This is a genomic window from Methylobacterium sp. J-026 (assembly GCF_022829585.1).
Lineage (GTDB): Bacteria > Pseudomonadota > Alphaproteobacteria > Rhizobiales > Beijerinckiaceae > Methylobacterium.
Window position 1 is genome coordinate 1 of sequence record NZ_JAKSYC010000190.1, and the last position, 20,785, is coordinate 20,785.

Genomic DNA, 20,785 nt, shown 5'->3' on the forward strand with positions numbered 1-20,785 from the left:
CACCGAGATGGTGATGCCGGGCGACAACGTGACCATGGACGTGGTGCTGATCGTGCCGGTGGCCATGGAGGAGAAGCTGCGCTTCGCCATCCGCGAGGGCGGCCGCACCGTCGGCGCCGGCGTCGTCGCCGCCATCAACGACTGAAACGCGCGCGAGGCCCGGCGCACCGCGCGCCGGGCCGCAAGCACTCCGGGGTGAGTCCAGTGGATATCGACCCGGATCGATATGAGTCCCGCCGGCCTTCGTCTTGACGGAGCGCCGGCGTTGATTTGTCGTGTCTCCGCGCGGTCTTCGGGGAGACTCGGATGTCGGTCGGCTCCATTCTCCGGGCCGGGTGTCTCATGGCCCTGATCTGTGTGGGAGCGGCGGTCCTGGCCGGCGCGGCCTGGGGTGATGCGCTGACCGACGGACGCTTCCGCGCGGAGGTGGCGGTGCTGATCCAGGGCCTCCGGCCGGGGGCGAAAATCCTTCTGGAGGCGGATCCGGCGCAGATCAGCGTCGGCACGAAGACGATCGACCTCACCAACCTGTATCAGCGCGTCGACGGCCTCTCCGAAACCGAACGCCGTCGGGAGGTGGAGGAGTTCCTCGGCGTCGCCTTCGCGAAGGCCGTCCCCGCGCCGGACACGGGCGACTTCGCGGCGATCCGGTCGCGCCTGCGCCCGCAGCTCGTGCCGAACGAGATCCTCCAACAATACAAGATGCTCGCGCATCGTCGGTTTTCCGAGACGCTGCACGTGGTCTACGTCCTCGACGAGCCGAATCGCTATCAGTACGTGACCCGCGAGATGCTCGCGGGCTGGCAGGTCGATCCCGCATTGGTGGAGACGACGGCCGTAGCGAACCTGGCCGCCACCTCGGCGGATGCGCCGTTCGAGCTCGTGCTCGGGGACGGTGCGCCCCTGTTCGCCATGGCCGATCCCGGCGACGACTTCGCCATCGCGCGGCTGCTCGTGCCGTCCTATCTCGACGAGATCCGGACCGCCCTCAAGACGGACAGCATCACGCTGGCCGGACCGACGCGCAACCTGCTCCTCGCCTGGCCGTCCGGCAGCCCGGCCCGACGCGACCTGGCCGCGGAAGCGACGCGCTACCTGCGCACCGGACCGTATGGCCGCAGCGACGAGCTGTTCTGCTTTGACGGCCACCAGGTCCGGCCGCTGAACACGACGGAGCGGGCGGATCACGGCCGCTGATTCCCGGCGGCTGCGCGGTTCGCCGTAACCGGGGATGCCTCCGGCCGATCGGGCCCGGCAGCGCGGCGCCGAAACCGAGGTCTCGCGCCCTTCGCGGGGCCGCATCCCCACGTGACCGGGATGCAGGGATGCGATTCCGGGTTCGCCGGCCTCCACCATGCCGCCGAACCCCTTGCAAGCCGGTCCACGATGAGGCATTGGGCAACGCGCTAGGAGTGTAGCTCAACTGGTCAGAGCGCCGGTCTCCAAAACCGGAGGTTGCGGGTTCGAGTCCCTCCACTCCTGCCAGACATCCTGCCCGATCCCGCGCGGCGGCCCGGTCGACAAGCCGCCGGAGTTGCGCTAGAGCGGGCCCAATCCGAGATCTGAAGCGACCGTCGGTGCGGGCCCATCCGGGTCCTCGGCGCCGACATTCGCGTTCCCGGAGCGGTCTCTGCCCGGGGCCGAACACGCGACAGACACTGGCACCATGGCATCGAACGAAGCGACCAAGAAGGTGGATCTGGTGCGCGGCGCGGCCCGCGGTCCCGCGAACCCGCCGCCGGCCCGTCCGGCGACGCCGGTCCGGGCGCCGCAGAAGCGCGCGACCCCCGGCGAGTTCTTCGCCCAGGTCCGCGACGAAGCGCGCAAGGTGACGTGGCCGAGCCGCCGCGAGACCACGATCACCACGATCATGGTCTTCGTGATGGTGGTGGTGACGAGCCTGTTCTTCACCGTGGTGGACCAGGCCCTGCGCTTCGTGGTCGGCCTGATCCTCGGCCTCTGAGGCCGGGGCGCGATTGAACGAGGGAGACCTCGCGGACTTGTCGGAGTTGAACGCAACCGTGTCGAAGCGCTGGTACATCGTCCACGCCTACTCGAACTTCGAGAACAAGGTCGCACAGTCCATCAGGGACCAGGCGGCCCAGCGCGGGCTGGCCGAGCTGTTCGACGAGGTCATGGTCCCGATCGAGAAGGTCGTGGAGGTGCGCCGCGGCCGGAAGGTCGACGCCGAGCGCAAGTTCTTCCCCGGCTACGTGCTGGTGAAGTGCGACCTGACCGACGAGGTCTACCACCTCATCAAGAACACCCCGAAGGTCACGGGCTTCCTCGGCGCCGACAAGTCCAAGCCCGTGCCGATCCCCGATTCCGAGGCCGAGCGGATCAAGGGCCAGGTCGCCGAGGGCGTTGACCGGCCGAAGCCGTCCGTCTCGTTCGAGATCGGCGAGACCGTCCGGGTCGCCGACGGCCCCTTCGCCAGCTTCAACGGCACCGTCGAGGAGATCGACGAGGCCCGCTCCCGCCTCAAGGTGGCCGTGTCGATCTTCGGCCGCGCCACCCCGGTGGAGCTCGAATACGCCCAGGTCGAGAAGGCCTGATCGTAAGAGGCGAATGGCGAATGGCGAATGGCGAATAGGGGGCTTCGGCCTTCCACGCGCCATTCGCCATTCGCCGCTTGCCGATCACCCGCGGGAGATCCGCCCGGCCTCGCCTCCGGGATCCACGGATCGCACCGCGACCTGCAACCGTCCGACCCGCCCGCGCTTAGGCAGCCCGGCGGCGGACGCAGTTTGGGAGATATCCCATGGCGAAGAAGATCACGGGTTACGTGAAGCTTCAGGTCCCGGCCGGCGCGGCGAACCCGTCGCCGCCGATCGGCCCCGCGCTCGGTCAGCGCGGCCTCAACATCATGGAATTCTGCAAGGCCTTCAACGCGAAGACCGCGCAGATCGAGAAGGGCACCCCGATCCCGGTGGTCATCACCGCGTATCAGGACCGCTCGTTCACCTTCGAGATGAAGCAGCCGCCGGTCACCTTCTTCCTGAAGAAGGCCGCCGGGCTGAAGATCGGCAAGAAGCCGGCCTCCGGCTCGAAGACCCCCGGCAAGGGCCCGACCGTCGGCAAGATCTCCGAGGCGCAGCTGCGCGAGATCGCCGAGAAGAAGATGCCCGACCTCAACTGCGACTCGGTGGAGTCGGCCGTTGCCATGATCCGCGGCTCCGCCCGGGCCATGGGCCTCGAAGTCACGGCCTGAGGGAGGACATCATGGCTAAGGAAGGCAAGCGCATCCGCGCCGCCCGCGAGGGCATCGAGGTCACCAAGCTCTATTCCCTCGACGAGGCGATCAAGCTGGTGAAGGAGCGGGCCACCGCGAAGTTCGACGAGACCGTCGAGGTCTCGATGAATCTCGGGGTCGATCCCCGCCACGCCGACCAGATGGTCCGCGGTGTCTGCAACCTGCCGAACGGCTCCGGCCGGACGGTCCGCGTGGCGGTCTTCGCCCGTGGCGCCAAGGCGGACGACGCCAAGGCGGCAGGCGCCGACATCGTCGGCGCCGAGGATCTCCTGGAGATCGTCCAGGGCGGCAAGATCGAGTTCGACCGCTGCATTGCGACCCCGGACATGATGCCGCTGGTCGGCCGTCTCGGTAAGGTGCTGGGCCCGCGCGGCCTGATGCCGAACCCGAAGGTCGGGACCGTCACCATGGACGTGAAGGGCGCCGTCGCCGGCGCCAAGGGCGGCTCGGTGGAGTTCCGCGTCGAGAAGGCCGGCATCGTCCATGCCGGCGTCGGCAAGGTCTCGTTCGACGCCGACAAGCTCGTCGAGAACATCAAGGCCTTCGCCGATGCGGTCGCCAAGGCGAAGCCCGCGGGCGCCAAGGGCACCTACGTCCAGCGCATCGCCGTCACCTCGACGATGGGCCCGGGCGTGAAGGTCGAGCCGAACACGGTGCTGACCGCCTGAGGCAAGGCATAGCATCTACGCTGCGGAGCGCCCGGCCGGAAACGGCCGGGCGTTTTCCGTTGCGGGGGCGCGGATGGAGCGGCTGTCCCACGTGTACATTCTGCCGAGCCGGCGGACCGGCACGCTGTACACCGGCTCGACCACGGATCTGGCGCGGCGTGTTTGGGAGCATCGTACGGGCGCCATGCCGGGGTTCACCCGGGATTACGGCGTGACCATGCTGGTCTGGTACGAAGCCTATCCGCGGATCATCGATGCCCGGGTACGGGACTATGCGATCAAGCGCTGGCGGCGGGCCTGGAAGCTCGCGCTGATCGAGGAATTCAATCCCGCGTGGCGCGACCGGTATGACGATTTGGTCTGATGAGCCGCTTCGCGGCGAGTCTTGTGCTGGGTCCCGGATCAGGTTCCGCTGTCGCTGCACCTGTCCGGGAAAGGGTGGTGCAGGATGAAACACCCACCCTTTCCCGGGCGCATGGAGCGCTAGCGGAATGCGACCCGGGACCCAGCACACAAATCGCCGCGACAGCGGCGCCACTTTCCTCACGGTATTCTTAACGGTGAAGGGGGGCGCCAATGCGCGCGGCTGTGCTAGATAGGCCGCCATGCGATGCACCCTGACGGTCACCTCCAAGCGACGCATTCTCTGCGTCTTCCCCGCCTACACGCCGTCCTTCGGGACATTCTCCCACGCCTATCCGTTGATGGGCGGGGTGAAGGCGTTCATGCCGCCGCAGGGGCTGCTGCTGATCGCGGCCTACATGCCCGAGGCGTGGGAATGCCGGTTCATCGATGAGAATATCCGCCGCGCCGGCCCGGCCGACTTCGCCTGGGCCGATGCGGTCTTCGTCTCCGGGATGCACATCCAGGAGCCTCAGATCCACGACATCCGCGACCGTGCCCGTGCGGCCGGCAAGGTCACCGCGCTCGGCGGCCCCTCGGTCTCCGGGGCCCCGGAGAAGTACGGCGATTTCGACTACCTCCACGTCGGCGAGATCGGCGACGCCACGGACCAGCTGGTCGCGCGCCTCGACGCCGACCTCACGCCGCCCCCCGCCCAGGTGGTGCTGGAGACCAAGGACCGCCTCGCCCTCGCCGATTTCCCGGCCCCGGCCTACGAGGCGGCGCCGCTCAAGCGCTACCTGATCGGCTCCCTGCAATTCTCCTCGGGCTGCCCCTATCGCTGCGAGTTCTGCGACATCCCGCAGCTTTACGGCCGCCAGCCGCGGCTGAAGAGCCCCGAGCAGATGTGCGCCGAACTCGACGCCATCATCAGCCAGCCGGGCCACCCGGCGGTGGTCTACTTCGTCGACGACAACTTCATCGCCAACCGCAAGGCGACCCGCGAGATGCTGCCGCACCTCGTGGAGTGGCAGAAGAAGAACGCCTACCCGCTGCAGTTCGCCTGCGAGGCGACGCTGAACATGGCCAAGCAGCCCGAGATCCTCGAGCTGATGCGGCAGGCGAACTTCATGACCGTGTTCGTCGGCATCGAGACGCCGGAGGCGGACGCCCTCAAGGGCATCGACAAGACCCACAACGCCGCCGTGCCGATGTACGAGGCGATCGAGACGCTCAATTCCTACGGGCTCGAGGTGACCTCGGGCATCATCCTGGGGCTCGATTCCGATTCGGACCAATCCGAGCAGAACCTGATCGACTTCATCGACCGCTCGGCGATTCCCGTGCTGACCATCAACCTGCTCCAGGCCCTGCCCAAGACCCCGCTCTGGGACCGGCTTACCCGCGAGGGCCGGCTCATCCACGATGCCAGCCTCGAATCGAACGTCCTGTTCAAGCGCCCGCACGACACCGTCGTGAGCAGCTGGCGCCGGGCCATCGCCCATGCCTACACGCCCGAGAAGATCTTCGAGCGGTTCAAGCACCAATGCGCGGTGACCTACCCGAACCGGATCACCACGCCGACGGCGGGCAAGCTGACCCGCACCAACCTGCGCCGGGGCCTGATCCTCGGCTTCAACATCATCACGCGGGTCGGGATCTTTTCGGATTATCGCAAGCCGTTCTGGAGCGCGGCCGGCTACGCGCTGAAGCGGGGGCAGATCGAGGCGGTGTTCAACATGGGCTTCGTCGCCCACCACCTGATCCGCTTCACCCGGGAGGCCCTGCGCGGCGAGCACAACGCCTCGTTCTACGCCGCTAGGGCCGCGGAGGCGAAGGAGGCGGAGAAGGCCGCCCGCGACCGGACCTGGTGGGAGGCGGCCCGGCGCAAGCTGGTGCCGGAGCGCGAGGCGGCGTAGCCTGTGCCACGAGCTCCGGATTGCTGTAGCCACGCATGGCTGACATCGACCTGACCTCCGACCTCGACCGCTTCGTGCGAAGCCAAGTCCAGGCGGGTCGATTTCCGACTCCATCCGATGTGATCGCCGTGGGTTTGCGCCGGCTGGAAGAGCACATTGCGATGGAAGCCGAGCACCGGGACGAACTCCTCGCCGCGATCGTTGCCGCCTTCGACGATTCACGACCGGGGATCCCAGTTGCTTCAGCCTTCGCCTGGCTGGAGGAACGGCACGCACGCCGGGTGGACGGCAACGGTGGACTTTGAGGTCACGCTCCGCGCCGAGGCGGTCGCGGATCTCGATGCGCTTTACGATTACATCGCGTCTGACAGCCCGGAACGCGCGATCACATTCATCCGGCGGATCCGGAACCGTTGCGAGTCGCTATCTCAGCTTCCGAAGGCTGGTTTTACCCGGGACGATCGATCTTAGGCCCGGGCTACGGCTCGTCGCATTTGAGCGTCGCGTGGTCATCGCATATGCCCTGCGTGAGACGCGCATCGATGTCCTGCGCATCCTCTATCGCGGGCGCGACGTCGACGCTCTGCTCGGTCGGTCGGCAAAGCCGAGCGAGGCGTGAGTGGCGAGGACAGTCCGAGCCGGCAAACCCTTGCCTGCGGCGGAAAAGTCGCGCTTCGGCCCTTGGCAGGCGGTTTGCTAGGCTCTATACACCGCGCCTTACGCATTTCATCCTCACGGAAGGAGACGGCCGATCGGCCGTTTTCCGCTCGAAATGTCGCCCGGGCAACCGGGTGGCACTGGCCGGTAAGGATCCCAGGGGTGACGAGCCCCGCGGAGCCTTGTCCGGCCATGTCCTGTCCGAGACTGCAGGCGCCGGTTCGCCGGCTTAATCCACCAGCCTGCACAGACGGGGAAGACCGAATTCGACAACGCCTCGCCCCGGCCCCGGCCGCGGGAGGGGTATCGGTTTGAACCCACTCGCCCGAGGCGGCCTCCAGGGGCACGCGCGGGGACAGGGCCGCGAAGCGTCGTTCGGGCGTTCCCGGTCTTACGGCCGAGATCACGTCCGGGCGGCATGTGCAACCGGCGGACCCGAATCCGGGTTCCGCCAACCGGAGAGAGCCCAGTGGACCGGACAGCTAAAGCTGATCTCGTCTCGACGCTCAACGGCGTGTTCAGTCAGAGCGCCGTCGTCGTCGTGGCCCACTACAAGGGCCTCACGGTCGCCGACATGCAGAAGCTGCGTTCGCAGATGAAGCAGGCCGGCGCCACCGTGAAGGTCGCCAAGAACAGCCTCGCCGGCATCGCACTCGATGGCACGGATGTCGCCTCCATCAAGCCGCTCCTGAAGGGCCCGACCCTGCTCGCCTATTCGGGCGATCCGGTCGCCGCCGCCAAGGTCGCGGTCGATTTCGCCAAGGCTAACGAGAAGCTCGTGATCCTCGGCGGCGCGATGGGGACGACTGCCCTGAACCCGGACGGCGTGAAGGCCCTCGCCTCGCTCCCGTCCCTCGACGAACTGCGCGCCAAGATCGTGGGCCTCGTGCAGGCGCCCGCGACCAAGATCGCTCAGGTCGTCAATGCGCCGGCGGCCAAGCTCGCCCGCGTGTTCGGGGCCTATGCCACCAAGGACGAGGCCGCCTGAGGCCCTTCAAAAATCACCTGTTCGAACCGATATCTGAGAGGAATTGAAAATGGCTGATCTTGCCAAGCTCGTCGACGACCTGTCCTCGCTGACCGTTCTCGAGGCCGCCGACCTGGCCAAGATGCTCGAAGAGAAGTGGGGCGTCTCCGCCGCCGCTGCCGTCGCCGTGGCCGCCGGCCCGGCCGCTGGTGGCGCCGCCGCTGCCGTCGAGGAGCAGACCGAGTTCACGGTCGTCCTCGCCGCCGCCGGCGAGAAGAAGATCGAGGTCATCAAGGAAGTCCGCGCCATCACCGGCCTGGGCCTCAAGGAAGCCAAGGATCTGGTCGAAGGCGCGCCGAAGCCCGTCAAGGAGGCCGTCTCCAAGGACGAGGCCGAGAAGCTCAAGGCCCAGCTCGAGAAGGCTGGCGCCAAGGTCGAGCTCAAGTAAGTCGACGATGGGCCGATCCCGGCCCGTCACCCCACGGAGGTCCGTTCCGGGCCTGTCGTGACTGGAGCCCGCGGGTGTCGTGCCCGCGGGCTTTAGGCCGCTTCGGCGGACGGTCCCGTCAGGGGCCGGAGATGAGATTTCGGTTCGGTGGCGCCGCCCGGCGGGGCGCGCGTCACGGCCCGGTGCGGGAGGTCCCTTCGCGGGAACGCTTCCCCGGGCGTGAGGCACGCGGGTAGGAGCGAGGTCACATGGCCAACACGCTGGTCGGTCGCAAGCGCATTCGGAAGTTCTTCGGCAAGATCAAGGAAGTTGCCGAGATGCCGAACCTCATCGAGGTTCAGAAGGCGTCCTACGACCAGTTCCTGATGGTCGACGAGCCCGAAGGCGGGCGCGGCGACGAGGGCCTGCAGAGCGTGTTCAAGTCGGTCTTCCCGATCTCCGACTTCGCCGCCACCGCCCTGCTCGAATTCGTGCGCTACACCTTCGAGGCGCCCAAATACGACGTCGACGAGTGCCGCCAGCGTGGCATCACCTTCGCGGCCCCGCTGAAGGTGACCCTGCGGCTGATCGTGTTCGACGTCGATCCCGACACCCAGGCCAAGTCGGTCAAGGACATCAAGGAGCAGGACGTCTACATGGGCGACATGCCCCTGATGACGGAGAACGGCACCTTCATCGTCAACGGCACCGAGCGGGTCATCGTCTCGCAGATGCACCGTTCGCCGGGCGTGTTTTTCGATCACGACAAGGGCAAGACCCATTCCTCGGGCAAGCTCCTGTTCGCCGCCCGCATCATCCCGTACCGGGGCTCCTGGCTGGACGTCGAGTTCGACGCCAAGGACATCGTCCATGTCCGCATCGACCGGAAGCGCAAGCTGCCGGCGACGTCGCTGCTCTACGCGCTCGGCCTCGACGGCGAGGAGATCCTGTCGACCTTCTACAACCGCGTGGCCTATGACCGCGACGGTGCCGAGTGGCGCGTGCCGTTCGACGCCGAGCGGATGAAGGGCATGAAGGCCACCGTCGACCTGATCGACGCCGATTCCGGCGAGGTCGTGCTCGAGGCCGGCAAGAAGCTCAACGCCCGCAACGCCCGCCAGATCACCGAGAAGGGCACCCGGTTCCTCAAGGCGACCGACGAGGATCTCGTCGGCCAGTACATCGCCGAGGATCTGGTCAACGCGCAGACCGGTGAGATCTGGGCCGAGGCCGGCGAGGAGATCACCGACAAGCTCCTGAAGAGCCTAGACGATGTCGGCATCACCGAGTTGCCGGTGCTCGACATCGACCATGTCAATGTCGGTCCCTACATCCGCAACACCCTGGCGGTGGACAAGAATTCCGGCCGCGAGGGCGCGCTGTTCGACATCTACCGGGTGATGCGCCCGGGCGAGCCGCCGACCCTCGACACCGCCGAGGCGATGTTCCACTCGCTGTTCTTCGATTCCGAGCGTTACGACCTCTCGGCGGTCGGCCGCGTGAAGATGAACATGCGCCTCGACCTCGACGCCGCCGACACCGTGCGGACGCTGCGCAAGGAGGACATGCTGGCGGTGGTGAAGGCGCTGGTCGAGCTGCGCGACGGCAAGGGCGAGGTCGACGACATCGATCACCTCGGCAACCGCCGCGTCCGCTCGGTGGGCGAGCTCATGGAGAACCAGTACCGCCTGGGCCTCCTGCGCATGGAGCGCGCCATCCGCGAGCGCATGAGCCAGGTCGATATCGACACGGTCATGCCGCAGGACCTGATCAACGCGAAGCCCGCGGCGGCCGCCGTGCGCGAGTTCTTCGGCTCGTCGCAGCTCTCGCAGTTCATGGACCAGACCAACCCGCTCTCCGAGGTGACGCACAAGCGCCGCCTCTCGGCGCTCGGCCCGGGCGGTCTGACCCGCGAGCGCGCCGGGTTCGAGGTGCGCGACGTGCACCCGACCCATTACGGCCGCATCTGCCCGATCGAGACGCCGGAAGGTCCGAATATCGGCCTGATCAACTCGCTCGCCACCTTCGCCCGGGTGAACAAGTACGGCTTCATCGAGACCCCGTTCCGCCGCGTCCGCGACGGCGTAGTCACCGACGAGGTCGCCTACCTCTCGGCCATGGAGGAGGCGAAGTACTACGTCGCCCAGGCGAACGCCCAGATGGACGAGGCCCGCAAGCTCACGGAGGACCTCGTGGTCTGCCGCCGGGCCGGCGAGGTGATCGTCGTGGGGCCCGAGCGCGTCGACCTCATGGACGTGTCGCCCAAGCAGCTCGTCTCGGTCGCCGCGGCGCTGATCCCGTTCCTGGAGAACGACGACGCCAACCGCGCCCTCATGGGCTCGAACATGCAGCGCCAGGCGGTGCCGCTGGTCCGCGCCGACGCCCCGTTCGTGGGCACCGGCATGGAGGCGGTGGTCGCCCGGGATTCCGGCGCCGCCATCGCGGCCCGCCGGGCCGGCATCATCGATCAGGTCGATGCCACCCGTATCGTCATCCGCGCCACCGAGGAGGCCGACGCCACCAAGCCGGGCGTCGACATCTACCGCCTGCAGAAGTTCCAGCGCTCCAACCAGTCGACCTGCATCACGCAGAAGCCGCTGGTCCGCGTCGGCGAGTTCGTGAAGAAGGGCGAGATCATCGCTGACGGTCCCTCGACCGAGTTTGGCGAGCTGGCCCTCGGCCGGAACGTGCTCGTCGCGTTCATGCCGTGGAACGGCTACAACTTCGAGGATTCGATCCTGCTCTCCGAGCGGATCGTGAAGGATGACGTGTTCACCTCGATCCACATCGAGGAGTTCGAGGTGATGGCCCGCGACACCAAGCTCGGGCCGGAGGAGATCACCCGCGACATCCCGAACGTCTCCGAGGAGGCGCTCAAGAACCTCGACGAGGCCGGCATCGTCTACATCGGTGCCGAGGTGAATGCCGGCGACATCCTCGTGGGCAAGATCACCCCGAAGGGCGAGAGCCCAATGACGCCGGAGGAGAAGCTGCTCCGCGCCATCTTCGGTGAGAAGGCCTCCGACGTGCGCGACACCTCCCTGCGGGTGCCGCCGGGCGTCACCGGCACGATCGTCGAGGTGCGGGTGTTCAACCGCCACGGCGTCGACAAGGACGAGCGCGCCCAGGCGATCGAGCGCGAGGAGATCGAGCGGCTCGCCAAGGACCGCGACGACGAGCAGGCGATCCTCGACCGCAACACCTATGCGCGTCTCGCGGACGTGCTGATCGGTCAGGCGCCGGTGGCCGGCCCGAAGGGCTTCAAGAAGGACACCACGCTCACCCGCGAGCTGATCAACGACTACCCGCGCTCGCAATGGTGGCAGTTCGCCGTCATCGAAGACCGTCTCATGACCGAGATGGAGGCGATGCAGAAGCAGTACGACGAGTCGAAGAAGCGCCTGGAGCAGCGCTTCCTCGACAAGGTCGAGAAGCTGCAGCGCGGCGACGAGCTGCCCCCCGGCGTTATGAAGATGGTCAAGGTCTTCGTGGCGGTGAAGCGCAAGATCCAGCCGGGCGACAAGATGGCCGGCCGCCACGGCAACAAGGGTGTCGTGTCGCGGATCGTGCCGATCGAGGACATGCCGTTCCTGGAGGACGGGACGCATGCCGACATCGTGCTCAACCCGCTGGGCGTGCCCTCGCGCATGAACGTCGGACAGATCCTGGAGACGCACCTCGGCTGGGCGGCTGCGGGCCTGGGTCGCAAGGTCTCCAAGGCGGTGGATGCCTATCTGAAGTCGCACGACATCGCGCTGCTGCGTCAGGAGATGGAGGCGATCTACTCGCCGGGCGAGCTCGACGGCCTGACGGACGAGGAGCTGGCCGAGGCCGGCAACAACGTCCGCCGCGGCGTGCCGATGGCCACCCCGGTGTTCAACGGCGCCAAGGAGGCCGATATCGAGCAGATGCTGGAGATGGCCGGCCTCGACCGCTCGGCGCAGTCGACGCTCTACGACGGGCGTACCGGCGAGCCCTTCGACCGCAAGGTGACGATGGGCTACATCTACATGCTGAAGCTGCACCACCTGGTGGACGACAAGATCCACGCCCGGTCGATCGGCCCGTACTCGCTCGTCACCCAGCAGCCGCTGGGCGGCAAGGCGCAGTTCGGCGGTCAGCGCTTCGGCGAGATGGAGGTTTGGGCGCTGGAGGCCTACGGCGCGGCCTACACGCTGCAGGAGATGCTCACGGTGAAGTCGGACGACGTGGCCGGCCGCACCAAGGTCTACGAGGCGATCGTCCGCGGCGACGACACCTTCGAGGCCGGCATCCCCGAGTCGTTCAACGTGCTCGTCAAGGAGATGCGCTCGCTCGGCCTCAACGTCGAGCTCACCTCCTCCAAGAAGGCCGCCAACGACCAGCTCGAGCCGCCGGCGGACGCCGCCGAGTAGCGATCGTCGCAAGAGACCTCCCGTGGCGGCGGATCGACGCCGCCACGGTCGAGCGGGGAGGGGCGGGGCCTCCGGTGACGACGGTCAGCGGCGCTCGAACGGGGCGCGGCGCCGGATCTTTTTCAGGACACGATGGCCCGGCGCGGGGCGATCGGCGTCAGCAAGGAGCGGATCATGAACCAAGAGGTCATGAACCTTTTCAACCAGCAGGCCACACCGGTCAGCTTCGATCAGATCAAGATCTCGATCTCGTCGCCGGAGAAGATCCTCTCCTGGTCGTACGGCGAGATCAAGAAGCCGGAGACGATCAACTACCGGACCTTCAAGCCCGAGCGCGACGGCCTGTTCTGTGCGCGCATCTTCGGGCCGATCAAGGACTACGAGTGCTTGTGCGGCAAGTACAAGCGCATGAAGTACAAGGGCGTCATCTGCGAGAAGTGCGGCGTCGAGGTCACCCTCGCGCGCGTCCGGCGCGACCGGATGGGCCATATCGAGCTGGCCGCGCCCGTCGCCCACATCTGGTTCCTGAAGTCGCTGCCGTCGCGCATCGGCCTCCTGCTCGACATGGCCCTCAAGGACCTCGAGCGGATCCTGTACTTCGAGTCCTACTGCGTCATCGAGCCGGGCCTCACCCCCCTGAAGGAGCGTCAGCTCCTGTCGGAGGAGGAGTATCTGCGCGCCCAGGAGGAGTATGGCGAGGATAGCTTCACCGCGATGATCGGCGCCGAGGCCATCCGGCGCATCCTGCAGGAGCTCGACCTCGACAAGATCGCCAACGATCTGCGCGAGGAGATTGCGGTCACCACCTCGGAGCTGAAGCCCAAGAAGCTCCTGAAGCGGCTCAAGATCATCGAGGCCTTCCAGATGTCCGGCAACAAGCCGGAATGGATGATCCTGACGGTCGTGCCGGTGATCCCGCCGGACCTGCGCCCGCTGGTCCCGCTGGATGGCGGCCGCTTCGCGACCTCCGACCTGAACGACCTCTACCGCCGGGTCATCAACCGCAACAACCGCCTGAAGCGGCTGATCGAGCTGCGCGCCCCCGACATCATTATCCGCAACGAGAAGCGGATGCTGCAGGAGGCCGTCGACGCCCTGTTCGACAACGGCCGCCGCGGCCGCGTGATCACGGGGGCCAACAAGCGCCCGCTGAAGTCGCTCGCCGACATGCTGAAGGGCAAGCAGGGCCGGTTCCGCCAGAACCTGCTCGGCAAGCGCGTCGATTATTCCGGCCGCTCGGTGATCGTGGTCGGTCCGGAGCTGAAGCTGCACCAGTGCGGCCTGCCCAAGAAGATGGCGCTCGAGCTGTTCAAGCCGTTCATCTACGCGCGGCTGGACGCCAAGGGCTTCTCCGCCACGGTGAAGCAGGCGAAGAAACTGGTCGAAAAAGAAAAGCCGGAGGTCTGGGACATCCTCGACGAGGTGATCCGCGAGCACCCGGTGATGCTGAACCGCGCGCCGACGCTCCACCGCCTCGGCATCCAGGCCTTCGAGCCGAAGCTGATCGAGGGCAAGGCGATCCAGCTGCACCCGCTGGTCTGCGCCGCGTTCAACGCCGACTTCGACGGCGACCAGATGGCCGTGCACGTCCCGCTGTCGCTCGAGGCGCAGCTGGAAGCGCGCGTCCTCATGATGTCGACCAACAACATCCTGCACCCGGCCAACGGTCAGCCGATCATCGTGCCGTCGCAGGACATCGTGCTGGGCCTCTATTACCTGTCGATCGTGGCCGACGGGGCGCCGGGTGAGCACAAGCCGGGCAACACCAAGAACCCGATGCAGGGCGTCTACGGCGAGATGGGCGAGCTGGAGCATGCTCTCGCCGCCAAGGCCGTGTCGCTGCACTCCAAGATCAAGTGGCGCTGGACCGGCATCGGCCCAGACAACGAGCCCCTGACCAAGACCTACGAGACCACCCCGGGCCGGGTGATCCTGTCGGGCGCCCTGCCCAAGCACGCCAAGGTGCCCTTCGACGTCGTCAACAAGCTGATGACCAAGAAGGAGATCTCGGCGATGATCGACACCGTCTACCGCCACTGCGGTCAGAAGGAGTCGGTGATCTTCTGCGACCGGATCATGGCGCTGGGCTTCAATCACGCGTTCAAGGCCGGCATCTCGTTCGGCAAGGACGACATGGTCGTGCCGGACAACAAGTGGTCGATCGTCGACACGACCCGCGCGCTCGTGAAGGATTACGAGCAGCAGTACAACGACGGCCTGATCACCCAGGGCGAGAAGTACAACAAGGTGGTCGATGCCTGGGCCAAGTGCTCGGACAAGCTCGCCGCCGAGATGATGAACCGCATCTCCAGCGTCCAGAAGGACGAGAACGGCGCCGACAAGCAGGTCAACTCGATCTACATGATGAGCCATTCGGGTGCCCGTGGCTCGCCTGCCCAGATGAAGCAGCTCGCGGCGATGCGCGGCCTCATGGCCAAGCCGTCGGGTGAGATCATCGAGACGCCGATCATCTCGAACTTCAAGGAAGGTCTGGACGTGCTGGAGTACTTCAACTCCACGCACGGTGCCCGTAAGGGCCTCGCCGACACCGCCCTGAAGACCGCGAACTCCGGTTACCTGACCCGCCGCCTCGTCGACGTGGCCCAGGACGCGGTGATCCGCGAGGTGGATTGCGGCACGACCAACGGCATCAAGATGCGCGCCATCGTGGATGCCGGCCAGGTCGTGGCGACGCTCGCCACCCGCATCCTCGGTCGCGCCACGGCCGAGGATCTCGTGGCCGCGGACGGCACGGTGATCGTCAAGACCGGCGAGACCATCGAGGAGCGGCACCTGCCGGCGATCAACGCCGCCGGCATCCAGGAGGTGAAGATCCGCTCGGTGCTGGTCTGCGCCACCAAGAGCGGCGTCTGCGCCACCTGCTACGGGCGCGACCTCGCCCGCGGCACGCCCGTCAACATGGGCGAGGCCGTCGGCGTCATCGCGGCGCAGTCGATCGGCGAGCCGGGCACCCAGCTCACGATGCGGACCTTCCACATCGGCGGTGCCGCCCAGATCGCCGACTCGTCCTTCATCGAGTCGAGCTTCGAGGGCACGATCAAGGTCCGCAACCGGACGATCGCCAAGAACACGGACGGGGACCTGATCGCCACGGGCCGCAACGTGGCGGTGGTGATCGTGGGCTCGGACGGGGTCGAGCGGGCGGTCCACCGCCTGCAATACGGCGCCAAGCTCCGGGTCGACGAGGGTGACAAGATCAAGCGCGGGCAGCGGATCGCCGAGTGGGATCCCTACACCCGTCCGATCCTCACCGAAGTCGACGGCCTCGTGGCCTACGAGGATCTGGTCGACGGCCAGTCCATGACCGAGACCACCGACGAGTCGACCGGCATCGCCAAGCGCGTCGTCGTCGACTGGCGCGGCTCGGCCCGGACCTCGGACCTCAAGCCCGCGATGGTGGTGGTCGACAAGGAGGGCAAGGCGCTCAAGCTGCCGCGCGGCTCGGACGCCCGCTACTTCCTGCCGGTCGACGCCATCATCGGCTTCGATCCCGGGGCGAGCGTGAAGGCCGGCGACATCCTGGCCCGCGTCTCGACCGACTCGGCCAAGACCCGCGACATCACCGGCGGCCTGCCGCGGGTGGCGGAGCTGTTCGAGGCCAGGCGCCCGAAGGACGCGGCGATCATCGCCGAGAAGTCGGGCACCATCGCGTTCGGCCGCGACTACAAGAACAAGCGCCGGCTCACGCTGACGCCGCATGACGGCTCGGAGGCGGTCGAGTACCTGATCCCGAAGGGCAAGCACATCCACCTGCAGGACGGGGACGTGGTCGAACTCGGCGATTACATCGTCGACGGAAACCCCGCGCCGCACGACATCCTGGCGATCAAGGGCGTGGAGGAACTCGCGGCCTACCTCGTCAACGAGATCCAGGAGGTCTACCGGCTGCAGGGCGTGTCGATCAACGACAAGCACATCGAGGTGATCGTCCGGCAGATGCTGCAGAAGGTCGAGGTGACCGACGGCGGCGATTCGGACATCCTCTCGGGCGACCAGATCGATCGCACAGAGCTGACCGACTTCAACGAGAAGCTGCTCGCCGAGGGCAAGAAGCCGATCCAGGGCGTCCCGGTCCTGCTCGGCATCACCAAGGCGTCGCTGCAGACGAAGTCGTTCATCTCGGCGGCCTCGTTCCAGGAGACCACCCGCGTCCTCACCGAGGCGGCGGTCAACGGCAAGGTCGACACCCTGGAAGGCCTGAAGGAGAACGTGATCGTGGGCTCGCTCATCCCGGCCGGCACCGGTTCGATGGTGGCGGATATCCGCTCCATCGCCCGCCGCCGCGACGCGATGATCCTGCAGCAGAAGCAGGCCGGCAGCGCCGCCGATCCGATCGAGGAACTGCCGCCCGCCGCCGAGTGACGCCCGTTACGACGCAAGGGGGTTCGAGACGAGACAGGGCGGCCTCCGGGCCGCCCTTTTTCGTGGGCGCCACCGCGGGTGGGTCGAACCGGGCCGGTCCGCCCGGCCCCGACTTAACCGGGGCTCAACCATACCGGGCGATAAATTCCGCTCGGCCGCAGAAACACCCTGGAAACGGGGAGGATCGGGCCGGTTCGGGTGCTTGAGTACGGGTCTGGCGTCGTGGGCATGAGACGAGGACGACGGGAATCGAGCCTGCGCTGGCTCTCGGCCGCCATGACGCCCTGGATGGCCGGGCTCGGCCTCCTGGTCTCGTTCACGGCCGATGCCGGCACGGAGAACGCCATCGGGGCGAGCCGGCGCGCGGTGATCGACGCCGACACCGTTCCGCCGCTGCCCCCGGGCACGGTGCTGATCGGATCCGCCCTGCGCGCCCTCGGCGACGCCCCGCCCCAGACGGTGTTCAAGACCGGCGCACACGTCTTCCCGGTGGTGCAGCGGGCCGGCAAGGGCAACCCGGCCCGGCCGCCGGCCGAGAGCTTCGCCCGGCGGGCCGCCGCCCTGCGCGAGGCCGGGGGCGCCCTGGTGTTCGGCGACGTCACCAGCAGCGTCACCGGCGTGCTGACGCAAGGTTCGGCGGTCTGGGACCCGGATTCCGAGGAGCCGGGCTTCGTCTCGGTGCCCGATCTCGGCCTCACCACCGGCGCCGGCAGCGCCGCCTCGACGGGCGAGGGGACGGCCGACCTCACCGAGGACGGCGACCCCGCGCGGTTCGACGGCTCGACCCCGCCGGTGCCCCGGGCCGTCGCCCTATCGTCGACCACCCCGGCGCCCGCCGACGCGATCCCCGTCGAGGTGGCGGCGGCGAGCCTGGCGCTGCCCGATTTCGCGATCCGCACCGAGCGCCCGGACAGCGCCCAGCCGGTGCCGGAGGATGCGCGGCGGCGCTACGCCGACCTGATCGACCCGGAATCCCTCGACAAGGAACAGCGCTGCCTGTCGGAGGCGGTCTATTTCGAGGCCCGGAGCGAGCCCGAGGCCGGTCAGGCGGCCGTCGCCCAGGTGGTGCTCAACCGGGTGAAGAGCGGCCTCTACCCGGCGAGCGTCTGCGGCGTCGTCTATCAGAACCGGCACCACTACATGGGCTGCCAGTTCTCCTTCGCCTGCGAGGGCAAGTCCCTGCGCATCACCGATGCCGGCGCCTGGGAATCGGCGACCCGCATCGCCCGCTCGGTGATCGAGGGGCGGACCTACCTGGCCGAGGTCGGGGCCGCCACCCATTACCACGCCGATTACGTGCGGCCGGGCTGGGCCCGCCGCCTGCGCAAGATGGACGTGATCGGCCGGCACATCTTCTATCAGCTCCGGGCCGGCCAGACCTGACCGCATCCGCTCAGGACTTCATAAGAGATTCTGACCAGGATCCGAACAATCCTACCTAGGTAGACGACATCTAAGCAGTCGAAACCGAGGGTTAATTTTACCTTCGTTCCCGATAATGCTTGCGCGTCGGGCAACGAGTCTGGCCTCTGGTGCGTCGAGACGTGCGCCGCGTTCGCGCCGCGTCTCGCCCGTATCGCGTACCCGAGGATGTCCATGACCGCGCCGGTCGCTCGCACTCTTGTTCTCGCCGCCCTCGGCGGCCTGCTGCTCGCCGCGCCGGCCCGGGCCGGCGGCTGCTACGGCTCCGAATGCTACCGCCACGTGGTCGCGCCGCCGGTCTACGACACCGTGCAGGAGACGATGCTCGTGCGCCCGCCGCGGACGGTCTACCGCACCGTCCCGCCGGTCTACGACACCGTGTCCGAGCGCGTGATGGTCTCGCCGGGCGGCCGCTTCTGGCAGACGAGCCGCGGTCCCGGCGGCGAGTTGATCGGCTGCTGGGTGACCACGCCGCCGCGCTTCGCGGTGCGGACCCGGACCGTGCTGGTGCGGCCCGCCGAGTCGATTCCCGAGACGATCCCGCCGGAATATGCCAGCGTCAGCCGGCGCGTCCTCGTGGCGCCCGCCCGGGCCGGCTGGGTGCCGGTCGGCGGCGGCTACGGCGGATACGGCTATCGTCCCGCCGCCTATGGCGGCCCGCTGATCGGTTCGATCCCGGACGCCCTCGGCATGACCGGCGCCAGCTCGTCGGACGTCGGCGTCGCCCTCGGCTTCTCCAACGGCAGCCGCTACGAGGGATACTGATCCCCCCGGGACCGCCTTGATTCCGGACGTCCCGGCGACACCTCACGGCGAAAGGCGATCCGCGCCGGCGGGAGGTGACGATGGGAACGTTCAAGGCCTGGGTGGTCGAGAAGGGCGAGGCCGGCCAGAGCCTCGCGTTCCGGGACTTCGACGAGGCCGACCTGATGGACGGCGACGTTACCGTGCGGGTGACGCACTCGACCCTGAACTACAAGGACGGCCTCGCGCTCACCGGCCAATCGCCGGTGGTGCGCCGCTTCCCGATGATCCCCGGGATCGACTTCTCCGGGATCGTCGAGACTTCCGAGCATCCCGAGTACAAGCCCGGCGACGCCGTCGTGCTCACCGGTTGGGGCGTCGGCGAGACGCATCTCGGCGCCTACGCGCAGCGCGCCCGGGTCAAGGGCGACTGGCTGGTGCCGCTGCCCGAGGGTCTCACCGCCGAGCAGGCCATGGCGGTCGGCACCGCGGGCTACACGGCGATGCTGTGCTGCCTGGCGCTGGAGGCGCACGGGGTGACGCCCGACCACGGTCCGGTGATCGTCACCGGCGCCTCCGGGGGCGTCGGCTCGGTGGCGGTGGCGCTGCTCGCCCGGGCGGGCTGGCACGTGATCGCCTCCACGGGCCGGGACGGGGAGGCCGACTACCTGAAAAGCCTCGGCGCCGCCGAGATCCTCGACCGGGCGGAGCTGTCGAAGCCCGGCAAGCCCCTGGGCAAGGAGCGCTGGGCGGCGGGCGTCGACGCGGTCGGCTCCACCACGCTGGCCAACGTGCTCGCCATGACCAAGGCCGACGGCGCCGTGGCGGCCTGCGGCTTGGCGCAGGGTAATGGACCTGCCGACCTCGGTGGCGCCGTTCATCCTGCGCGGGGTCTCGCTGCTCGGCATCAACAGCGTCACCACCCCGCAGGCGAAGCGGCGCGCGGCCTGGGCCCGGCTCGCCCGCGACCTCGACCTCGGCAAGCTCGCCGCCATGACCAGCCGGGTGCGCCTGGAGGAGGTCGGTCAGATGGGCGAGGCGATCCTGGCCGGCAAGGTGCGCGGGCGGACGGTGGTCGAAGTCGGTTGAGGGCGGCTGGAACCTGTGCCGTTCCCGGCGTGTTACCGTGCTTATGAGCGTCGCATTCGTCAAAGAGCCTGAGGGCGGGGAAGCATTCGAGAACCTGCCGGACCGGCCGGTCTCGCCCCACACCAATTTCGTCACCGCGGAGGGCCTGGCCCAGATCGAGGCTGAGGTCGCGCGTCTGGAAAAGGAGGTCGCCTCCCTGGATCCCGCCGACAAGGCCGAGGATTCCCGGATCGGGCGCGATTTGCGCTACTGGGCGGCTCGAAAGAACACCGCGCAGCTCGTGGAGCCGATGAGCGGCGACACGGTGCATTTCGGCTCGACCGTCACGGTGGTCCGCGAGGACGACGCCGGCAAGGAGACGCGCCAGACCTTCCGGATCGTCGGCGAGGACGAAGCCGATCCGCACAAGGGTTCGATCTCCTACGTGGCGCCCCTCGCCAAGGCCATCACCGGCAAGACGATCGGCGACGTGGTCGAGGTGAACGGCCACGCTGTCGAGGTGGTGGAGATCCGCTGAGCC

The 20,785-nt window shown here is 67.8% G+C and carries 16 protein-coding genes, 1 tRNA gene and 2 pseudogenes; all 19 read left to right on the forward strand.

Annotated features, from left to right (window positions below):
* Positions 1 to 145 (forward strand): annotated as a pseudogene (gene tuf / locus MKK69_RS17470) (elongation factor Tu); the annotation flags it as partial.
* Between the two features lie 161 nt (positions 146 to 306).
* Entirely contained in the window at positions 307 to 1,197 is an 891-nt protein-coding gene (locus MKK69_RS17475; protein ID WP_243969859.1) for a hypothetical protein, read from the forward strand.
* 211 nt (positions 1,198 to 1,408) lie between these two features.
* Positions 1,409 to 1,485, forward strand: a tRNA-Trp gene (locus MKK69_RS17480).
* A gap of 181 nt (positions 1,486 to 1,666) precedes the next feature.
* On the forward strand, positions 1,667 to 1,963 hold the full coding sequence (gene secE / locus MKK69_RS17485) for a preprotein translocase subunit SecE (RefSeq protein WP_243969861.1): 297 nt from the start codon (positions 1,667 to 1,669) through the stop codon (positions 1,961 to 1,963).
* A gap of 58 nt (positions 1,964 to 2,021) precedes the next feature.
* Entirely contained in the window at positions 2,022 to 2,555 is a 534-nt protein-coding gene (gene nusG / locus MKK69_RS17490) for a transcription termination/antitermination protein NusG (RefSeq protein ID WP_243969957.1), read from the forward strand.
* 206 nt (positions 2,556 to 2,761) lie between these two features.
* Positions 2,762 to 3,211: a 50S ribosomal protein L11 gene (gene rplK, locus MKK69_RS17495; RefSeq protein ID WP_243969862.1), complete on the forward strand. Its 450-nt coding sequence runs from the start codon at positions 2,762 to 2,764 to the stop codon at positions 3,209 to 3,211.
* An 11-nt stretch (positions 3,212 to 3,222) separates the two neighbouring features.
* A complete protein-coding gene (gene rplA / locus MKK69_RS17500) occupies positions 3,223 to 3,921 on the forward strand; it encodes a 50S ribosomal protein L1 (RefSeq protein ID WP_243969864.1) in 699 nt (232 codons plus the stop codon).
* Positions 3,922 to 3,994: 73 nt separating this feature from the next.
* Positions 3,995 to 4,285, forward strand: a complete 291-nt coding sequence (locus MKK69_RS17505; protein ID WP_243969865.1) for a GIY-YIG nuclease family protein — start codon at positions 3,995 to 3,997, stop codon at positions 4,283 to 4,285.
* 241 nt (positions 4,286 to 4,526) lie between these two features.
* Positions 4,527 to 6,182 (forward strand): B12-binding domain-containing radical SAM protein, encoded by a 1,656-nt coding sequence (locus MKK69_RS17510; RefSeq protein WP_243969867.1) that lies wholly within the window; start codon positions 4,527 to 4,529, stop codon positions 6,180 to 6,182.
* 35 nt (positions 6,183 to 6,217) lie between these two features.
* Positions 6,218 to 6,487 carry a type II toxin-antitoxin system ParD family antitoxin gene (locus MKK69_RS17515; protein ID WP_243969868.1) on the forward strand — a complete coding sequence of 90 codons (270 nt, stop codon included), beginning with the start codon at positions 6,218 to 6,220 and terminating at the stop codon, positions 6,485 to 6,487.
* Positions 6,477 to 6,653, forward strand: a complete 177-nt coding sequence (locus MKK69_RS17520) for a type II toxin-antitoxin system RelE/ParE family toxin (protein ID WP_243969870.1) — start codon at positions 6,477 to 6,479, stop codon at positions 6,651 to 6,653. The genes MKK69_RS17515 and MKK69_RS17520 overlap by 11 nt, the downstream gene beginning before the upstream one ends.
* Positions 6,654 to 7,308: 655 nt before the next feature.
* On the forward strand, positions 7,309 to 7,827 hold the full coding sequence (gene rplJ / locus MKK69_RS17525) for a 50S ribosomal protein L10 (protein WP_243969872.1): 519 nt from the start codon (positions 7,309 to 7,311) through the stop codon (positions 7,825 to 7,827).
* Between the two features lie 49 nt (positions 7,828 to 7,876).
* Positions 7,877 to 8,254, forward strand: coding sequence for a 50S ribosomal protein L7/L12 (gene rplL / locus MKK69_RS17530; protein WP_243969874.1), 378 nt, complete (start codon positions 7,877 to 7,879; stop codon positions 8,252 to 8,254).
* A 248-nt stretch (positions 8,255 to 8,502) separates the two neighbouring features.
* Complete coding sequence (rpoB, locus tag MKK69_RS17535) at positions 8,503 to 12,627, forward strand: DNA-directed RNA polymerase subunit beta (RefSeq protein WP_243969875.1); 4,125 nt, start codon at positions 8,503 to 8,505, stop codon at positions 12,625 to 12,627.
* Positions 12,628 to 12,801: 174 nt separating this feature from the next.
* The gene (rpoC, locus tag MKK69_RS17540) at positions 12,802 to 17,010 is read left to right on the forward strand and encodes a DNA-directed RNA polymerase subunit beta' (RefSeq protein WP_243969877.1); all 4,209 of its coding nucleotides are present in this window, start codon (positions 12,802 to 12,804) and stop codon (positions 17,008 to 17,010) included.
* A 288-nt stretch (positions 17,011 to 17,298) separates the two neighbouring features.
* A complete protein-coding gene (locus MKK69_RS17545; protein ID WP_243969959.1) occupies positions 17,299 to 18,393 on the forward strand; it encodes a cell wall hydrolase in 1,095 nt (364 codons plus the stop codon).
* A 213-nt stretch (positions 18,394 to 18,606) separates the two neighbouring features.
* On the forward strand, positions 18,607 to 19,197 hold the full coding sequence (locus tag MKK69_RS17550; RefSeq protein WP_243969879.1) for a hypothetical protein: 591 nt from the start codon (positions 18,607 to 18,609) through the stop codon (positions 19,195 to 19,197).
* Between the two features lie 80 nt (positions 19,198 to 19,277).
* Positions 19,278 to 20,265, forward strand: a pseudogene (locus MKK69_RS17555) (MDR family oxidoreductase).
* 43 nt (positions 20,266 to 20,308) lie between these two features.
* Positions 20,309 to 20,782 carry a transcription elongation factor GreA gene (greA, locus tag MKK69_RS17560; RefSeq protein WP_243969881.1) on the forward strand — a complete coding sequence of 158 codons (474 nt, stop codon included), beginning with the start codon at positions 20,309 to 20,311 and terminating at the stop codon, positions 20,780 to 20,782.
* Positions 20,783 to 20,785 lie beyond the last annotated feature (3 nt).

Coding starts and splice junctions, on each gene's coding strand:
- MKK69_RS17475 (WP_243969859.1), top strand. CDS start 307: ATGTCGGTCGGCTCCATTCTCCGGGCCGGGTGTCTCATGGCCCTGATC.
- secE (WP_243969861.1), top strand. CDS start 1,667: ATGGCATCGAACGAAGCGACCAAGAAGGTGGATCTGGTGCGCGGCGCG.
- rplK (WP_243969862.1), top strand. CDS start 2,762: ATGGCGAAGAAGATCACGGGTTACGTGAAGCTTCAGGTCCCGGCCGGC.
- rplA (WP_243969864.1), top strand. CDS start 3,223: ATGGCTAAGGAAGGCAAGCGCATCCGCGCCGCCCGCGAGGGCATCGAG.
- MKK69_RS17505 (WP_243969865.1), top strand. CDS start 3,995: ATGGAGCGGCTGTCCCACGTGTACATTCTGCCGAGCCGGCGGACCGGC.
- MKK69_RS17510 (WP_243969867.1), top strand. CDS start 4,527: ATGCGATGCACCCTGACGGTCACCTCCAAGCGACGCATTCTCTGCGTC.
- MKK69_RS17515 (WP_243969868.1), top strand. CDS start 6,218: ATGGCTGACATCGACCTGACCTCCGACCTCGACCGCTTCGTGCGAAGC.
- rplL (WP_243969874.1), top strand. CDS start 7,877: ATGGCTGATCTTGCCAAGCTCGTCGACGACCTGTCCTCGCTGACCGTT.
- rpoB (WP_243969875.1), top strand. CDS start 8,503: ATGGCCAACACGCTGGTCGGTCGCAAGCGCATTCGGAAGTTCTTCGGC.
- rpoC (WP_243969877.1), top strand. CDS start 12,802: ATGAACCAAGAGGTCATGAACCTTTTCAACCAGCAGGCCACACCGGTC.
- MKK69_RS17545 (WP_243969959.1), top strand. CDS start 17,299: ATGGCCGGGCTCGGCCTCCTGGTCTCGTTCACGGCCGATGCCGGCACG.
- MKK69_RS17550 (WP_243969879.1), top strand. CDS start 18,607: ATGACCGCGCCGGTCGCTCGCACTCTTGTTCTCGCCGCCCTCGGCGGC.
- greA (WP_243969881.1), top strand. CDS start 20,309: ATGAGCGTCGCATTCGTCAAAGAGCCTGAGGGCGGGGAAGCATTCGAG.